This is a genomic window from Thermus antranikianii DSM 12462 (genome assembly GCF_000423905.1).
Classification (GTDB): Bacteria; Deinococcota; Deinococci; order Deinococcales; family Thermaceae; genus Thermus; species Thermus antranikianii.
Genome location: NZ_AUIW01000010.1, coordinates 1 through 16,335, shown reverse-complemented (window position 1 = coordinate 16,335; position 16,335 = coordinate 1). Strand labels below are relative to the sequence as shown.

The following is a 16,335-nucleotide window of genomic DNA, read 5'->3' as shown; positions in this document are numbered from 1 at the left end:
CTTATTCTACCGGGATGAAGGCCAGGGAAGTGGGGCTAAAGTCCAAAGCTTGCCTGCCCAGGAAGGCGGGGGAGGGCACCAGGTCGTGGACTTCAAGGGTTTGCCCCTGGACCAGGTAAAGGTAGCCATCCTGGCCCACGAGCCCGGCCGTATAGGTGTGGAACTGCCGCTGCACGGGGGACTCCCGGGGAAAGAGTACCTGGAATCCTTGCCCATAGACCACCCCTCCCCCCACGGGATCCAGGGCCAGGCGGCTGGATTGGGGGAAGTCCCCTAAGACCTTTCGGCTGGTGAGGGAGTCCCCTTCCAGGGTGTAGAGCCTCACCTCGGTTAGGGTAGCGGCAAGCCCGAGAAGCCGCCCGGGAAGGCGGTCCAGCTGAAGGTCGTAGGGTCCTTGGCTCGCCTGGAGGTCCAGGGGCTTTTCCAGGCTGGGGGTGCCTGAAGGGTTCTGGGGGGGGCGGTAGCCCAGGGCCTCCCGGGTCATATAGGCCAGAAGCTCCTGCCCCCCTTGGGGAAAAAGGGCCAGGCGCACCTCCCGGGGAAGGCCCGTGAGGTCGGCCAGCTCCAGGTTCCCTGAGGCGTCCAGGCTCCAGAGGAAGGCTTTTCCTGCTTCTGGGCAGTGGGCGAGGAGCTGGTTTTGCCCAAGCCGCAGGTACCCCCCGGTGCAGTCCACGTCGTTCGGGAAGGCCGCCTGCGTGGGGGCAGGCTGGGGGACGGCGTCTTCCGTGAAGCCTTGGGTGGAGTAGGCCTCGAGGCGGTCAGGGAAAAGGAGGTAGAGCCGCCCGAAGGTTTGGCTATGGGCCAGGTCCTGAAGGCTTGGGGTGTTCCAGATGCCCACGGGGCTTGCCGTACCTCCCTGGAGATCCCGGGCCCGGAAGAAGCGCACCTCCCCCTCCCCTCCCATGGCCACCAGGGCGGGCAGGGGAGGCTCCTGGCTTCCCGTGCAGGCGCTCAGGATGAGCCCCAAGAGGGCTAAGGGTAAGGGCCAAAGCTTTTTCACCGGCCACCTCCCAGCTTTACGCCCTCCTCGGAAAGGAGAAGCCCTGCCGCCTGTCCCCCGTAGAGGAAGGCCAGGCCCACGCTCCCCTTGGCGGCGTCCAGGGTGAAGCGCATGGCCCAGCAACACCGGTCCAGGACCAGGATGAAGCGGGGTTTTAAGGGTTCTCCGGGGAGGTTTTGCGTGAGAAGGGCCGCCAGGTGGAGCTTGGTGTTCTCCCTGCCCAGGAAGGTGAGGGTGGGTCCGAAGTTGCGTAAGGCCAGGCCGTAGCCCTCGGGGGTTTGCGGCCTCCGGGTGTAGGTGAGGCTTCCCGAGAGGGAAAGCCCGGGGATGGCTCCTTCCCCCGCCTCGTCCGCGGGCACGGACTTCCAAAGCTCCATGCCGCCGCTGAAGGTGGCGTCCTTGAGGTAGATGTCCTTATCCTCCACCTCGGGCAGGTGCAGGTTGGCGTTTAGGCGGAAGCCCACCTCGGGGAGGGCCTGGGTCAAGCCCAGGCGCAGGTTGGTGGCCCGGAAGCCCTCCTGGTACCGCCCGGAAAGCTCCAGGTCCAATAGGGGTCCCGGAACGGCCCCAAAGCGGTAGCCCAGGGCGTAGCCCAGGGCCTTGGGATCCAGGGTGGTCCGCAAGGAGAGGCTTTCCGGACCGAGGATGGCCTGGCCTTGCAGGGCCAGGGTGTCCGCCTGCCAGTCCCGCCGGCCTTGCAGGGTGTAGGCTGTAACTCCCTCCCGCAGGGCGTAGGTGAGGTCGGTGGTGAGGGCTCCCTTGCCGTTTAGGTCGTGGCGGTGGGTGAGGTTGAGGCTTCCTCCGGGAAGGGCGTAGCCTGCTTGCAGAAGGAGGGGGTCAAAAAGGGCCTTCGGGTGGTCGAAGCGGAGGCTGGCTTTGAGGGAGAAGGGATAGGGGGTGAAGCCCGCCTCGAGGCGGGTTTCCAAGGGGCCTTCCCCCTCGAGGCCCCGCTTGTGTCCCACCGTGAGGCTGTAGCCTTGGTCCTGCAGGAGGACCTGGGCCTCCAGGGGAAGGTACCTTCCCTCCTCCAGGTTCCTGCCCGCCTTTAGGCTTAAGGAAAGGGGTCTTTCCTGGAAGCCCAGGGCCAAGGTGGCCTGGTGGCTTCGCCTCTGGGGTAGGGCGTCAAAGCGGAAGGGGGTTTCCCCCTCCTGGACGCTTCGGGCATAGCCCACCTCCACGCTGAACCCCCCCAGGCTTTGCCGCAGGCTAGCCGAGGTGGTCCAGTCCACCTGCCGCTCGCGCTCCCCGTCGGGATTTTGCGTGGTGTAGTAAAACCCCCGGAAGCGGTTCTCGGCCCGGAAGGTGGCCCCGGGCCAAGGGGAGAGGGAAAGGCTTTCGCTGTGGGCAAGGAGGGCCCTTCCCGCCTCCGCGTAGGGTCCAAGGGCCCGGGCGGAGCGGTTTAGGGGGTTGGTCTCCGCCAGGTAGCGGCCCAGGACGAAGCCTGCCTGCAGGCTAAAAGGACCTTCCCGGAACACAGGGCTTTGGGCCTCCACCTCGGGCAGGCGCTGGAGGGTGCGGGGGGGTGGGGTGGCGGGGTCGTGGTCCCAAAACCCCTCTACCCTCAGGGTGTAGCGCCAGTCCCGGGGCGTGGGGGTGCCGGGGGAGAGGGCCTCGAGGCGGAAGCGGGTTAGTTTTTCCCGGGTATCGTCCCGCTCCACCACGGCGCTGAGGGAAAACTCCTGCCGCTTTAGGGCGTACTCCCCCCGGTACTGGAAGGTGTCCGGGGGAGTGTGGAGGAAAAAGTAGCGCTCCTTGGCCTCCCCGGTGCCGTAGTGGTCAAAGCCGAAGCCGTAGCCCCGGCCCTGGTAGTAGGAGAGGAGGGTGAATCCCAGGCCGAAGTCGGCCACGTAGGGCAAAGCGGCCTTCAGGTAAAAGCCCCCTTCGTCCTGGCCCACCTCGAACCGGGGCCGGCGCTCGGAGAGGAAGAGGAGGAGGACGGGAAGCTCCAGAACCGGTTTCTCCTGCACCAGCACCACCACCCCCCGGGCCACCACCCGGTCCCCTGGGTACAGGACGATCTCCCGGGCGCGGAAGGCGTAGTCGGGTACCTCCTGGCCGCACGAGGCGCAAGGGGTGGCGTAGCCGTTTTCCAGGAGGATGGCCCCTGCCACCCGCTGGCAAAGGGGACCGGTGAGCAGGAGGTCCTTGGCCTCGATGCGCACCTCGAGGGCGTCAAAGCTTTCGTCGGAAAGGTCGATCTGAAGTTCCTCCGCCTCCACAAGCCTTCCCTCCCGGTCCCGGTAGCGCACCCCTTCCGAGAGGAAAAGGAGCTTACGGGTGCGAAAGTAGGTGGCCCTTCCCGCCTCGATGGCCTCCCCATCCCGCTCCAGGCGCACGGGGTTGCCCGTGAGCACGTAGACCTCCTCCCCTCCTTCCTGCCTTAGCTCCAGCTTTTCCGCCTCCAGGATCCTCAACACCTTCTCCTGGGCCAGGGCCAGGGAGAAGAGGAGCAGAACCGCGGCCAACCCTGAAGCCACCTTGCGGGTAGCCCCAAGCCAGGGCCGGTTCACCTCCGCCCTCCCAGGAAGAGGAGGAGGCCCAGGATCCCGTAAAGCAGGTTGGGCCCCCAGGCGGCCAAAATGGGATCCAAGGCGTTTTGCTCCCCCATGATCCGCCCCACGCTCCAGGTGGCGTAGTAGAAGAAGGTGAGGACCGCCACCCCCACAAGCCCTAGGCTCCGGGACCCCCCTAGGAGGTAGAAGGCAAGTCCCGTGGCGAAGAGGGCGAAGACCAGGCTGGCCGCCGGCTCGGCGTAGCGGCGGTAGTAGGTGGTGGCCTCGAGGCCCGCCTTCACCCCGCTTTTCCTAAGCCTTTCCACCTCCTCCTTGAGCTCCTTTAGGGTCATGCGGTTGGCCGGGTTCTGCCAGGGCTCAAAGGTGAGATCCCTGAGGACCAGTTCCCCCTCTTGAAAGCGGGTCAGGGTCCTGGGCCTATCCCCCTCGTAGGTGACCCTCAAGCCCTTTTCCACCTGCAAGATTCCTCCTTGGAACCTCCCCTCCTCCGCCAGGACCACCTCCTCCTGCGAAAGGATTCTAAGCTTTCCGATCCTGTCCCGGGCCACCTCCCCCACGTAGACCACCCTGCCCCTGGCGTCCTGGAAGGTGGTGCCCGGGGTGAGAAGGGTCCTGGGCCGTTCCAGCACCTGCCTGCGAAGGAGGTCCTGCCCCTGGGCCAGGGCTTTGGGCACCAGGCTTTCCCCCAAAAGGAAGCCCAAAAGGGCCAGGAGAGCCCCGAGGCCCAAAAGGGGTAAAAGCACGCGCTCCCGCCTTATTCCCAGGGCCAGGAGGGCCTTGAGCTCCGAGTCCTCGCCCAGGCGGGAGAGGAGGAAGAGCAGGGCGAAGAGGTAGGCCACGGGGGCCCCCCGCACCAGGGCCTCGGGGGTGCGGTAGAAGAGGTAGAGGAGAAGGGTGTAGGGATCCGCGCCCTTGGCCACCAAAGGGGCCAGGACCTCGTAGACCGCCCCGGCCAGGAAGAGGAGGACGATGACCGCAAGCCCCAGGCTGAAGTGGGCCAGGACCTCGCGCAGGAGGTAGCGGTCCAGGGTCTTCATCTAAGCCTCCAGGTGAGGTAAAGGGCCAAGGCCGCGAAGAAGGCGTTGGGGAGGAAGGCCAGGAGAGGGTTCACGTCGTAGCGGGCGAGCTGGGCGCTCAGGGTCCAGAGCACGTAGTAGCCGAAGATGAGGAGGACGATGCTGAGGAAGGCCCAGGCAGCCTCCCGGAAGGAAAGGCCCAAGGCGGCTGCCGCCAGGCCCAGGAGAAAGCCTCCGAGAGCATCCGCGAGCCGGCGGTACAGGGCGAAGCGGGCGCTGGGCTCCACCCGGCTCCTTTCCCAAAGCTCCCGCAGGGTGGTGGAGTCGTAGGGATCGCGGGAGCCCAGGCTTTCCTTGGGGCGGAACTGGGTGGGGAAGGGAAGGGTGCCGGCAAAGGGCTTAGGCTTTCCCCCCTCCAGGACGTACCCCCGGAAGTGCCACCCCTCCTTGTCCCATACCCCTTCCTGGCCGCTGTAGATCCGGCCCCTTTCGTCCACCACCCGGATGCCGTAGAGGCGGTTTTGCCCCACCTCGGGCCGCACCTCCTCCGCGTAGTAGACCCCAAGGCCCTCCGCGGCGTAAAGCTGCTTGCGCAACACCCCGCTTAGGCTTCCTTCCCCGTAGAGGAGCCGGGCCAGGTGCTGATCGTAGGCCTCGAGGGCCCTGGGGCGAAGCTCGGCCAGGTTGAGGAGGTTGAGGAGGCTCACCAGAAGGGCCAAAAGCGCCAGGGGTTTCAAAAGGGCCCAGGGGGGTACGCCCGCGGCGTAGGCCGCCTTCAGCTCCGATTGGCGGATGAGGCGGGCGAGGCTCACCAAGATGGCGAAGACCAGGCCCAAGGGAAGGGCCAGGCTCAGGGTCCAGGGCAGGCGGTAGAGGATGAGCTTGGCGATGGCCTCCACGCCGGCTCCCCGGCTTAGGAGCACCCCGGAGAGGCTGGAGAGGAGGTCAAAGGTGAGGAGGGCCACGAAAAGCAGGACCCCCGCCAGGTAAGGGACCAGGACCTCCTTGAGGACATACCGGCCCAGCACCAGGCCGAGTATACGGGGCCAGGATGAGAAACAAGCGCAGGAGGCGGGAGCTTAATGGGCGATCACGTGGATCACGGGCAGGCCGAAGCGCTCCGCCTGGCTGTGCACGTCCAGGCGGAGCCAGCGGGAAAGCCCCGGGGGCAGGGTGGCCAGGACGATGGCCTGGTACTCCCCGGGATGGGCCATGAGCTCTTCCTCCAGGGCCAGGATGGGGGAGACATCCCCGGCCTTGGCCTCCTCTATGGCGATTCCTTGGGCCTCGAGGGCCGCCTTGGCGGCCTCTGCTTCCTCCTTGGCCCGCCTTTGGATCTCGCCTTCCTCATAGACCCAGCCCGCCGGGGGCACAGCGGGTACCAGAAGGACAAAGCGGGCCTCGGGGTCTTGGCTCCGAAGCTCGGCCAGCTTTCTGGCCAGCTCGGGGCTTTTGGCCGTGCGATGGGCCACCACCAGATACCGGGCCATGGCCTTTACCTCCTTTGCCTTGCCTCGAGGTTAGCCCAGCTTCCGAGGAGGGCCGGGAGCGAGGTTACATTGTCCTGGCCTGTGCCCTAATACGGATTCCTTCCAGAGGAACTCCAAAGGCTCCCTAGACCCCCTGGCCTTGGGGTTGTGAGGAGGGGTAGCCGCGGGTCTTCCGCCCTCTTGGATATGGGTTTTTCTGCATACCCCTTTACATACCGGCAAACCGTGGTATAATGAAGGAGTCAGAGGAAGAAGCCGCCTGCGGGCGGCGGTTTTGTTTTAGGGCACCAGGGCCACCTTGGTGGCCTGCCGCTCGTGGAAGAGGCGGTAGCCCTCAGGGGCCTCCTCGAGGGGCAGGCGATGGCTGAACACCCAGCTACCCTTAAGCCTTCCCGCCCGTTGCAGGGCCAGAACCTCCTCGATCCAGCGGGGGATGTTGGCCAAGGCGCTTTTCAGGGTGATGCCCCGGCTGAAAGCGGAGAGCCAAGGGTATTCCAGCTTCTCGGCGGTGGGCACCCCGAGGCTGGACACGATGCCCCCGGGCCCCGCCAGGCGGAGGGCCAGCTTCAACGCCTCCCCATCCCCGCCCACCGCTTCCACCACCAGATCCGCCCCTAGGCCTTGGGTCTCCTTGCGCACCCGGGCCACGGGATCTTCCGCCTTGGGGTTGACGGGCAGGCTTCCCAGGGCCGCAGCCTTTTCCAGGCGGGTTTCTTCCGGGTCTATGGCGTAGACCTGTCCGGCTCCCAGAGCGTGGGCCACCGTCTGGGCCATGAGGCCCACGGGCCCCGAGCCCACCACCGCCACGCTCATCCCAGGAGAGAGGAAGGGCCTTACTCCCCCGTAGGCGGTGGTGAGGATATCCCCCGCCAGGATGGCTTCCTCCGCGGGCAGGTCCCCAATGGGAAAAAGGCTTTGCCGGGCGAAGGGAACCCGGACCCTTTCCGCCTGGGCTCCCTGGAGATTGCCCAGGGCCAAGCCGAAGCCAAAGACCCCTCCTTTCAGGCAGGCGAAGTACTGCCCCTTGCGGCAGGCTGGGCAGTCCCCGCAGGCCACCTGGAAGCTCCCCACCACCCTTTCCCCCAGGGGGAAGGGCACCAGGGGGCCCTTTTCCACAATCCGCCCCACGAACTCGTGGCCCAAGACGGTGCCCGGCAGCACCCCGGCGATCTTGCCGTGGTAGATGTGCAGGTCCGAGCCACAGATGGCGGCCAGCTCCACCTGGACGATGGCGTCGGTTTCCGCCTCCAGCTTGGGCTCCGGCACCTCCTCCACCGCCACTTGGAAGGGCCCGCGGTAGACCAGGGCCTTCATGCCACCTCCCGGGCCACCTTGACCAGCTCCTGGGCCGCCTGGGCGTAAGGGGCCAGGGCGGCGATGCTCCCCTTCTTCAATTCCAAAAGGCCCCGCATCAAGGCGGTGAGGGGCTCGAGGCGGCCCTCCAACACCTCCTGCCAGGTGGCGAGGTCGGCCTCGATCACGAAGTCGGCCTCGGCCTCCCCCTCCACCACCTGCACCCCCCGGCACGCCCCGTGCCACAGGTCCAGGACTACGGCCGCTCCCTTGGGGAACCCCAGGGCGGGGTCAGGGCGCACCGCCAAGGCCAGGCTTCCTTCCCAGGTGGCGGCGGCTCTCCTGTAGGCCTCGCTTTCGTTCAGCTTCCGGCAGTAGGCTTGGGCCCAAGCTTCCTGGAAAGGCTCCATGGCTTCCTCCCTTTGCTTAAACCGAGTATAAACCTAGCCCCGAAACCTTGGGTAGAGGGTTGTTTCAGGGAGTCTCCGGCCAGGCGTGTTTGGGGTAGCGGCGCATGAGTTCCCGGCGCACCTCGGGGTAGCGGTTTTCCCAGAAGCTTTTTAGGTCCTGGGTCACCTGGACCGGACGGCCCGCGGGGGAAAGGAGCTCCACCGCCACCGCTACCCGGCCTTCCAGCACCCTGGGGGTTTCCCGAAGGCCAAAGGCTTCCTGGATGCGCAGGGAAAGAAGGGGTGGGGCCCCTTCCCGGTAGGTGAGGCGCCTGCGCTTGCCCGAAGGCAGGGCTAGGCTTTCCGGCGCCAGCCTCTCCAAAAGCTCCCGCTTTTCCCCTAGGAGGCTTAAAAGGATCTCCTTCCAGGGCAGGGCCAGGAGGTCTTCCACCTTCCGCACCCCCTGGGTCCAGGGGAGGAGCCAGGAAAGATCGCGAAGCAAGGCTTGCTCCGAGAGTTCGGGCACCTCTATCCCGTGGGCTCGGAGGAAGGAGAGGCGCAGGAGGACCTGCCGGGCCTCCTCGGGAAGGGGTAGCTGGCCGTTTAAGGCCTCCTCGAGGAGCTTGGCCGTGGGGGGGCCTGGGTCCACCGCCACCCGTTCCAGCACCAGGGCACCGTAGCGCTGCTCCAGATAGCCCCGGAGCCTTCCTTCCTCCCATCCAGTCCAAAGGACCTGTTCGGTCCGCTTGAGGAGATCCTCCTCAGCCAGAGGGGCGTAAAGAAGTACCCTTCCTCCCTGGGGGCCCAGGTCGGCCCAGGGGGCCACCAGGTAGGCGGGGCCGTCACCGGATAGCTGGATAAGGGGCCCGGAGGAGAGCTTGTACCGCTTTGGGGCTACCCGCTTGGCCACCCGGTCGGGATAGGCGGCCAGGAGGAGCCGGCCCACTTCTTCCGGAGCCGGAAGGCTCTGCTGGGGTTTTATCGTGCTTACGCCGGGGGGTTTGTTCTCGGGAAAGAGCACGCCAAAGCGTCCCCGCCAGAGGGCGGAAACCTGCTCGTGGGGCCAAAAGGCACCCCGCCTTTCCCTCCGGGCCTCGAGGAGGCCTTCTAGATGGAGCATCAGGTCCGGCTCCCCCTCCAGGGGATTTCGCTCCTCCAGGAGGGCTAAGAGATCGGCGGCCAGGGGGAGAAGGCCCAGCCTTTCCGCTTCCAGCACCATGCGGGCCAGGCGGGGGTGGGTGGGGAGGGAGAGGATCCGCTTTCCCAGGGGGCTTAGCCCATGCCCTTGGACCGCTCCCAGGAGTTCCAGGAGGTTCCAGGCACTTTCCAAGGCCCCTCGGGGAGGCTTGGTGGGTAGGGGGAGGTCTTCCAGCTTCTCGCCCAGGGCCAGGGCCACCAGGAGGGCCCAGGAGAGGTCGGCCTCCAGGATCTCCGGCCTTTTGGGGGGAAAGGGGCCTTTGGGGTAAAGCCGGTAAACCCGCCCAGGTCCGGTGCGTCCGGCCCGGCCCGCCCGTTGCCTGGCGGATTCCTCGGGGATACGTACCACGGTGAGGCGGGTGAGGCCGGTTCTGGGGTCAAAGCGGGGCTTTTTGGCCAGGCCGGAGTCCACCACGGCACGCACCTGGGGAAGGGTGAGGCTGGTTTCCGCCACATCCGTGGCCAGGACGATCTTCCTGGGTCCAGGCCGGAGCAGGGCAACCTGTTCCCGGAGGGGTAACCCCCCGTGGAGGGGGAAGGCGGGAAGATCCGAAAGAAGCCTTTGCGTGCGCTCTATCTCCCCTTTCCCCGGAAGGAAGACCAGGACGTCCCCTTCTCCTTCCAGAAAGGCCTTGCGGGCATAGCGGGCAGCCAGGGGTTCCAGCGGGCCTTCCCAAGGCCTTTCCAGGTGAAAGATCTCCACTGGGTGGCTTTCTCCCTCCACCTCGAGGACCCTTCCTGCTAGGGCGGCCAAGGCCTCGTCGGGGGTGGCGGAAAGCAAGGCGATCTTGAGGTCGGGCCTTAGGGTGGCCTGGACCCGAAGGAGTAGGGCTAGGGCCAGATCGCTCTCCAGATGGCGCTCGTGGGCCTCGTCCAGGAGTACCGCCGAAACCCCAGGAAGGTGGGGGCTTTCCAGGAGATAACGGAGGAGCAGGCCCTCCGTCATCACCAAAAGGCGGGTTTCCTGGCTTTCCTTCCCCTCCAGCCGCACCCGGTAGCCTACGGTTTTCCCTAGGGGCTCCCCCAGGTTTTCCGCAAGCCTGGCCGCCACAGCCCGGGCCGCCACCCGCCGGGGTTCAAAGAGGAGGATCCTACCCGGCAAGGCCTTTAAGAGCCGGAGAGGGAAGAGGGTGCTCTTTCCGGCCCCAGGGTAGGCCTTCAGCAGAAGGCGGCCTTCCTGAAGGAGGAGGGCCGTGGCCTCCTCCAGCCAATCCCCAGGGTGGTCGGGCGGGTAGGGCATGGGCCGGATGGGTCTTGGCTAAGGGGCCAGGGATTCTTCCCTCAGGAGGTCGTCAGATGTCCAGCTCCGCGTAGCGGGCATGCTCCTCGATGAACTCCCTCCTGGGGGCTACGTCCTGTCCCATGAGCTTCTCAAAGAGCTCGCTGGCCTCGAGGGCGTCCTGGAGCTCCACCTTCTTCAAAACCCGCTTCTCCGGGTTCATGGTGGTTTCCCAAAGCTGCTCGGGGTTCATCTCCCCGAGACCCTTAAAGCGCTGCACCTCAAAGCTTTTCCCCTCCAGCTCCTTCAGGCGGGCGGCAAGCTCCTCGTCGGAGTAGAGGTACTCCACCTTTTTCCCCACCTGCAGGCGGTAAAGGGGCGGCTGGGCGATGAACACGTGCCCCCTTTCGATCAGGGGCCGCATGTAGCGGTAGAAGAAGGTGAGGAGGAGGGTGCGGATGTGGCTTCCGTCCACGTCGGCGTCGGTCATGATGATGATCTTGTGGTAGCGGAGGCCCTCGAGGTCAAAGTGGGCTTCGTCGCCCGTACCCCCGATCCCCACCCCGATGGCCGCCACCATGGCCCGCACCTCGGCGTTTTTCAGGGCCTTGGAAAGCCCCGCCTTTTCCACGTTGAGGATCTTGCCCCTAAGGGGCAGGATGGCCTGGAAGCGCCGGTCGCGGCCCTGCTTGGCGCTTCCCCCGGCCGAGTCCCCCTCCACGATGAAAAGCTCCGCTTCCTCCGGGTTTTCCGTTTGGCAGTCGGCCAGCTTGCCGGGAAGGTCGTCGGACTCCAGGGGGTTTTGCCGGCGCACCAGCTCCCGGGCCTTCCGGGCGGCCTCCCGGGCTTGGGCGGCCCGCAGGGCCTTCTCGTAGATGGTCTTGGCGATGCGGGGGTTCTCCTCGAGGATCTCCAAAAACTTCTCGTAGACTACCTGGCTTACGGCGCTCCCCGCCTCGGGGTTTAAAAGCTTCCCCTTGGTCTGGCCCTCAAACTGGGGTTGGGGTAGCTTTACGCTCACCACGGCATAAAGCCCCTCCAGAAGGTCATCCCCGGTGGGCTGGGGGCCTTTTTCCTTGTTTAGGCCCGCCTTCTTGGCGTACTGGTTCAGGGCCCGGCTGTAGGCGCTCTTAAAGGCGGTGAGGTGGGTACCGCCGTCCCGGGTGGGGATCATGTTGGCGTAGGTGAGGATCTCGGCGTTGTACCCCTTGGTGTGGATGAGGCCCACCTCCACCTCCACCTCCCCCTCCTGCCCCTTGAGGAGGAAGGGCTTTTCGTAAAGAAGCTCCTCCTCTTCCGCCAGGGCCTTGGCGAAGGAGGCCACCCCGCCTTTGTCCAGGTAGACGTCCTCCCGCCCGTGGATGAGGTCCTTGAAGACCAGCTTGAGCCCCGCCACCAGGTAGCTTACCTCCCGCAGGCGGGCCCTGATCTTGCTGGGGTCAAAGGCCTGGTTCCCGAAGATGAGGGGATCGGGCTTGAAGGTGACCCGGGTGCCGGTCTTGCCCTTGGGAGCGGGCCCCACCACGGCAAGGGGTTCGGTGACCTCGCCCCGGCTGAAGGCGATCCGGTGGTGCTTTCCTTCCCGGAACACCTCCACCACCGTCCACTCGGAAAGGGCGTTCACCACGCTGGCCCCTACCCCGTGGAGGCCCCCTGAGACCTTGTAGGCGCTGCTGTCAAACTTGCCCCCGGAGTGCAGGGTGGTGTAGATCACCTCCACCGCGGGCTTGCCCTCCTCGGGCATCAGGTCCACGGGGATGCCCCGGCCGTTGTCCTCCACGGTGAGGGAGCCATCGGGGTTGAGGGTGGTGACGATCTCTGTGGCGTAGCCCGCCAGGGCCTCGTCCACGGCGTTGTCCAGGATTTCCTTGAAGAGGTGGTGGTACCCCTCCACCCCCGTGCCCCCGATGTACATGGCGGGGCGGTGGCGTACCCCCTCTAGGCCTTTGAGTACCTTAATGGCGGAAGCGTCGTAACTCACCCCCTTAGTATAACACAGGAAGGAATGCGGCACTTTTCCCTTAAGGATGGGCCAAGAGGGCGCGTGTTCCCGGGGAGGAGATTGGTATTATTACCAATAATGCCCGGGATGCCCTCCGCTTTGGGGCCCCTGCCCCAAATGAACCGCGAGGGTGTCTTATCATGGCCCTATGCCGGTTTTGCTTTTCCTGCATGCCTCCTTGGGGGCTTTGCTCCTCCTGGCGGTGCCCGCCTTGGCCTTGGTGGGCTTGCAGGGCTTTTTTCGGCCCCTGCCTGGGGGCTTCTTTCGGGCCTTGCGGGGGGTGGCCTGGGTGGCCATCCTGCAGGTGGCCCTGGGGTTTGCCCTTTTCCTGGCGGGCCTCAGGCCCAAGGATGGCCTGCACCTCCTTTACGGTCTCCTTTTGGCGGCGGGGCTTCACTACCTGGGGGGCCTCGAGCCGGGAGGGTGGTTCTACAAAGGCCTGAAGGACCCTCCCAAGCGCCCAGAGCTCTTTGTGGCCTTGGGCCTTCTCTTTGCCGTGGGGCTTGTCCTTCGCGTTTACTTCACCGGGCGCTAGCGGCAAAGGGGACCTGGTTCAAGGCCAAATCCCTGGGCACCGGAATCCGCAAGAGCATCTCCCGGGTGAGGTGGGGCACCACCTCCCGGTAAAGCCCCCGGTAGTAAGCCTGGACCTCTGGGCTATTCAGGTAAGACACCAGGCCTTCTGGGTCCACCTTCACCCCTGCCCTGGGCAAAAGGTGGAACTCCTCCCGCCAGGGATAAGCCCTCTTATCCCAGGCGGCCACCACCCGGTAGTGGCGGGTGTTCCCCACCACCAGGTGAGGGGTGGCGTAGAAGGGCTTGAGGAGCCCCGCGGCCTCCTTGGGGAAGTAGAGGCCGGAGTGGGGGGTCTCGTAGTCGATCTCCCCCGGCTTCAGGTTCCTTCCCGTGAGGATGGGCACCAGTCCGGGGCCCGGGGCGGTGCGGGTGAGGGGGTGGGCCCGGATCTCCGGGCTCCTGGCGGCGAAGTGGAGGTGGAAAAGCGCCCCCAGGGGCACCCCTCTCCTCTCCATCTCCAGGGCCTTGGGGTCGGGGAAGCGGATCATCTCCCCCTGCCAGGCGGGGTCTTCCAGAAGGAGGACGGGGCTATGGAACCATGGGCCCTCGGCGTCGTAAAGCCTTAGTCCCCTTCCCCCCTTACGGAAGCGGACCACCGCGGCCACCACCTTGACCCCGGGGAAGGCCCGGCCCAGGTAGTAGACCTCCGTCTCCCCCTCCCGGGCCAGGAAGGCCCTGAGCTTACGGAACTCCGAAAGGACCATCCACCCCGCGGGGACCACATAGACCAGCATCCCCTTAGGGGCTAAGAGCCTCACCCCCTTCTCCAGGAAGGCCCCGTAGAGGTTGTAGCGGCCGTGCCAGGTGGTGAAGCGCTTGCGGTAGAGCCCCCGCTTTTCTGCTGGGAGCCGGGCTCCCGCCCCCAGGGCCCCGTAGGGCGGGTTTCCCAGGATGAGGTGGAAGGTCTCGTGGGGCTCCCAGAGGAGGAAGTCCGCCACATGGCCTTCCGCCCAGGGGGGCGGGTCCAAGGCCAGGGGGTCCACCTCCACCGCATAGAAGCGGTAGCCGGTGCCGTGCGCCTCTCGGAAGGCCCGGAGGAAGGGGGCATGGGCCGCGGCGGGCTCCAGGATCCTTCCCCCCTTGGGGGCCTCCGCCAGGGAGACCATGAAGCCCACCAAGGAGGGAGGGGTGAGGATGCGGCCCAGGGTACGGGGGGGCAAGGAAGCCACCAGGTGGGTCCTTCGGGAAGCGGCCTAGCGGATCACCCCAAGCTTACGGCCGACTTTCTCGTAGGCCTCGAGGGCCTTGTCCAGCATCTCCTGGGTGTGGGCGGCGGTGACGATGTTGCGGATCCGGGCTTTCCCCCTGGGCACCGTGGGAAAGCCAATGCCCACAGCGAAGACCCCTTCTTCCAGGAGGAGGCGGCTCGCCTCAAAGGCCAAGGGGGCCTCCCCGAAGAGTACCGGGGTGATGGGGGTCTGGCTTCCTAGGGTGTCGTAGCCCATACGGGCAAGCTCCCTCTTGAAGTAGCGGGTGTTTTCCCAAAGCCTTTCCACCCGCTCGGGCTCCTTCTCGATGAGCTCTAAAGCCCCGAGCAAAGCCCCCACCACCGCCGGGGGGTGGCTGGTGGAGAAGAGGAAGGGCCGAGCCTTGTTGATGAGGAGGTCCTTGAGCTCTAACGCCCCGGCGGCATATCCCCCCACCACTGCCCAGGCCTTGGAGAGGGTGGCCACCTGGATCACGTCGGGGTCCTGGTGGAAGCCAAAGTGGTGCACCGTGCCCTTGCCCTTTTCCCCCAGGACGCCGCTTCCGTGAGCATCGTCCACGTAGACCACCGCCCCGTACTTCTTGGCCAGGGGCACGATGCGGTCCAAGGGAGCGATGTCCCCGTCCATGGAGAAGACCCCGTCGGTGACGATGAGTTTGAGGCCTTCGGTGTCGTGGGCCTTCAGGAGTTCCTCCAGGTGGGCCACGTCGGCGTGGCGGTAGACCAAACGGGTGGCCTTGGTGAGGCGGAGGCCGTCGATGATGCTGGCGTGGTTCAGCTCGTCGGAGAAGACCAGGTCCCCCTCCTGGAGCAGGGCTCCCAGCACCCCCTGGTTGGCGGTGAAACCCGACTGCAGGACCAAGGCGCTTTCCGTGCCCTTGAAGCGGGCCAGGGCTTCTTCCAGCTCCAGGTGGTAGGTGAAGGTGCCGGCGATGGTGCGCACGGCCCCGCTTCCTGCCCCCCACCGTTCCAGGTACTGGCGGGCTTTCTCCTTCAGGTAGGGGTGGTTGGCGAAACCAAGGTAGTTGTTGGAGGCCAGGTTCACCACTTCCCGTCCCTCCACCCGGGTTACGGGTTCCTGGGGAGCCTCGAGGACCTTGGGGCGGATGTACAGCCCCTCCTGCTTTAACCTTTCCAGCTCGCTTTCCACGCGGGCGCGCAGGGATAAACTCATGGCCTTATCTAACCCCGGGGGGTGGGTTCATGGCAAGCCGCACCTGGACTTGCGGGTGTTTCTTACCTTCTCTTGATCGAGAGGGGTTAACCTGAGTGAGGGGGTGGGAGCGCTTCCATAACCATGGACCGATCCACACCGAGGGAATCCTGGCAGGCGGAGTGCGAGGCAGAGCGCTTGGAGTGGCGGGCTAGACTCCTGGAGCTGGTTCACCGGTTTAAGGGGGAGCCCGATACCCTCCTTCCCTTCCATGAAGTCTTGGCCTTACGACCCAGGGGGGAGCATCACCTTGGGCTTAGATCCATCGAGGTGGACAGGGTGGTGGGTTCGGTGGACCGCTACGAGGATTTCCACCGCCACTTCCTTCCGCGAACCCCCCATACCCTGGAGCGCTGGAAGCGCCTCAGGGCTCTCCAGCTTTCAGGGGTCGAGTTTCCCCCTATCGAGGTGTACCAGGTGGGGGAGGCCTACTTCGTCAAGGACGGCAACCACCGGGTGGCCTTGGCCAAGGCTACGGGCCAGAAATTCATCGATGCTTACGTGATCGCCCTCGAGGTGCCGGTGGCCTTGCAACCCGGGGATACCTTGAAAGACCTGATCCTCAAGGCCGAGTACGCCCATTTCCTGGAAAGAACCCGCTTGAAGGAGCTCATCCCTCCAGAGGAGTTCTCCGAGATCCGCTTTACCACCTTGGGACGCTACGACCTTCTTCTGGACCACATCGCTACCCGGCGGTACTTCAAGGGTTTGGAGGAGGACAGGGAGATTCCCTGGGAGGAGGGGGTGGTGGATTGGTACCGAAACCTTTACCGGCCCACGGTGGAGGCCATCCAAAGGCTGGGTTTGTTGAAGGATTTCCCTGGCCGCACCGAGGCCGACCTCTACCTATGGGTGATGGACCACCGCTACTTCCTGGCCCAGGAACTGGGGGCGGACCTTGGCCCCGAGGAGGCGGCCCGCTCGTACGAGGCCCGGTTTGGGCCCTGGTGGAAGCGGCTTGGGGGGTGGCTGAAGAAGGCTATTTTGGGGAAGACTTAAATTCTCCCATTCTTTCACAAAACTACCGTTTGTCAAGTACAAATAAACAAGGCGAAAACCCGAGGCCTTTTAAAGTGTTTTAAGCCACCCTCCTTAGAGCCGGGGGTGGAGGGTCGTGTCAAGAGTTATGTGTAAGAGTCTGTGTACGGGGGGCATACCGCTCCTGAAGCATCTTCTCCAGCACCTCCTTCACCTCCGAGAACCCCTTTAGTTTCCGTTCT

At 65.5% G+C, this 16,335-nt stretch carries 13 protein-coding genes; 2 read left to right on the top strand and 11 right to left on the bottom strand.

Features of this window, described 5'->3' with window-relative positions; translation table 11 throughout:
* Position 1: 1 nt before the first annotated feature.
* The 9 genes from G584_RS0107675 to G584_RS0107635 form a co-directional block, all read right to left on the bottom strand.
* On the bottom strand, positions 2–1,000 hold the full coding sequence (locus tag G584_RS0107675; protein WP_028494101.1) for a hypothetical protein: 999 nt from the start codon (positions 998–1,000) through the stop codon (positions 2–4).
* Complete coding sequence (locus G584_RS0107670) at positions 997–3,510, bottom strand: LPS-assembly protein LptD (protein WP_038050908.1); 2,514 nt, start codon at positions 3,508–3,510, stop codon at positions 997–999. The genes G584_RS0107675 and G584_RS0107670 overlap by 4 nt, the downstream gene beginning before the upstream one ends.
* Complete coding sequence (locus G584_RS0107665; protein WP_028494099.1) at positions 3,507–4,550, bottom strand: LptF/LptG family permease; 1,044 nt, start codon at positions 4,548–4,550, stop codon at positions 3,507–3,509. The genes G584_RS0107670 and G584_RS0107665 overlap by 4 nt, the downstream gene beginning before the upstream one ends.
* Positions 4,547–5,557, bottom strand: a complete 1,011-nt coding sequence (locus G584_RS0107660) for an LptF/LptG family permease (protein ID WP_028494098.1) — start codon at positions 5,555–5,557, stop codon at positions 4,547–4,549. The genes G584_RS0107665 and G584_RS0107660 overlap by 4 nt, the downstream gene beginning before the upstream one ends.
* 51 nt (positions 5,558–5,608) lie before the next feature.
* Positions 5,609–6,019, bottom strand: a complete 411-nt coding sequence (locus tag G584_RS0107655; RefSeq protein WP_028494097.1) for a hypothetical protein — start codon at positions 6,017–6,019, stop codon at positions 5,609–5,611.
* A gap of 279 nt (positions 6,020–6,298) precedes the next feature.
* Positions 6,299–7,333, bottom strand: a complete 1,035-nt coding sequence (locus tag G584_RS0107650; protein WP_028494096.1) for an alcohol dehydrogenase family protein — start codon at positions 7,331–7,333, stop codon at positions 6,299–6,301.
* Positions 7,330–7,722: an SCP2 sterol-binding domain-containing protein gene (locus tag G584_RS0107645; protein ID WP_028494095.1), complete on the bottom strand. Its 393-nt coding sequence runs from the start codon at positions 7,720–7,722 to the stop codon at positions 7,330–7,332. The genes G584_RS0107650 and G584_RS0107645 overlap by 4 nt, the downstream gene beginning before the upstream one ends.
* 64 nt (positions 7,723–7,786) lie before the next feature.
* Positions 7,787–10,138 carry an ATP-dependent helicase HrpB gene (gene hrpB / locus G584_RS0107640; protein WP_028494094.1) on the bottom strand — a complete coding sequence of 784 codons (2,352 nt, stop codon included), beginning with the start codon at positions 10,136–10,138 and terminating at the stop codon, positions 7,787–7,789.
* 52 nt (positions 10,139–10,190) lie between these two features.
* Positions 10,191–12,098 carry a DNA topoisomerase subunit B gene (locus tag G584_RS0107635; protein ID WP_028494093.1) on the bottom strand — a complete coding sequence of 636 codons (1,908 nt, stop codon included), beginning with the start codon at positions 12,096–12,098 and terminating at the stop codon, positions 10,191–10,193.
* Between the two features lie 169 nt (positions 12,099–12,267).
* Here G584_RS0107635 and G584_RS0107630 point away from each other — a divergent pair, with 169 nt between their 5' ends.
* The gene (locus G584_RS0107630; RefSeq protein WP_026328987.1) at positions 12,268–12,654 is read left to right on the top strand and encodes a hypothetical protein; all 387 of its coding nucleotides are present in this window, start codon (positions 12,268–12,270) and stop codon (positions 12,652–12,654) included.
* Here the strand turns inward: G584_RS0107630 and G584_RS0107625 are convergent.
* Together G584_RS0107625 and G584_RS0107620 are read right to left on the bottom strand one after the other, a co-directional pair.
* Positions 12,641–13,801 (bottom strand): TaqI-like C-terminal specificity domain-containing protein, encoded by a 1,161-nt coding sequence (locus G584_RS0107625; RefSeq protein WP_051209209.1) that lies wholly within the window; start codon positions 13,799–13,801, stop codon positions 12,641–12,643. The two genes, G584_RS0107630 and G584_RS0107625, sit on opposite strands and share 14 nt — an antisense overlap.
* 87 nt (positions 13,802–13,888) lie before the next feature.
* Positions 13,889–15,076: a glycine C-acetyltransferase gene (locus tag G584_RS0107620; protein ID WP_028494091.1), complete on the bottom strand. Its 1,188-nt coding sequence runs from the start codon at positions 15,074–15,076 to the stop codon at positions 13,889–13,891.
* 123 nt (positions 15,077–15,199) lie between these two features.
* On the opposite strand from G584_RS0107620, the gene G584_RS0107615 reads away from it, so the two are divergent.
* Positions 15,200–16,114, top strand: a complete 915-nt coding sequence (locus G584_RS0107615; protein ID WP_028494090.1) for a DUF4032 domain-containing protein — start codon at positions 15,200–15,202, stop codon at positions 16,112–16,114.
* Positions 16,115–16,335: the final 221 nt, after the last annotated feature.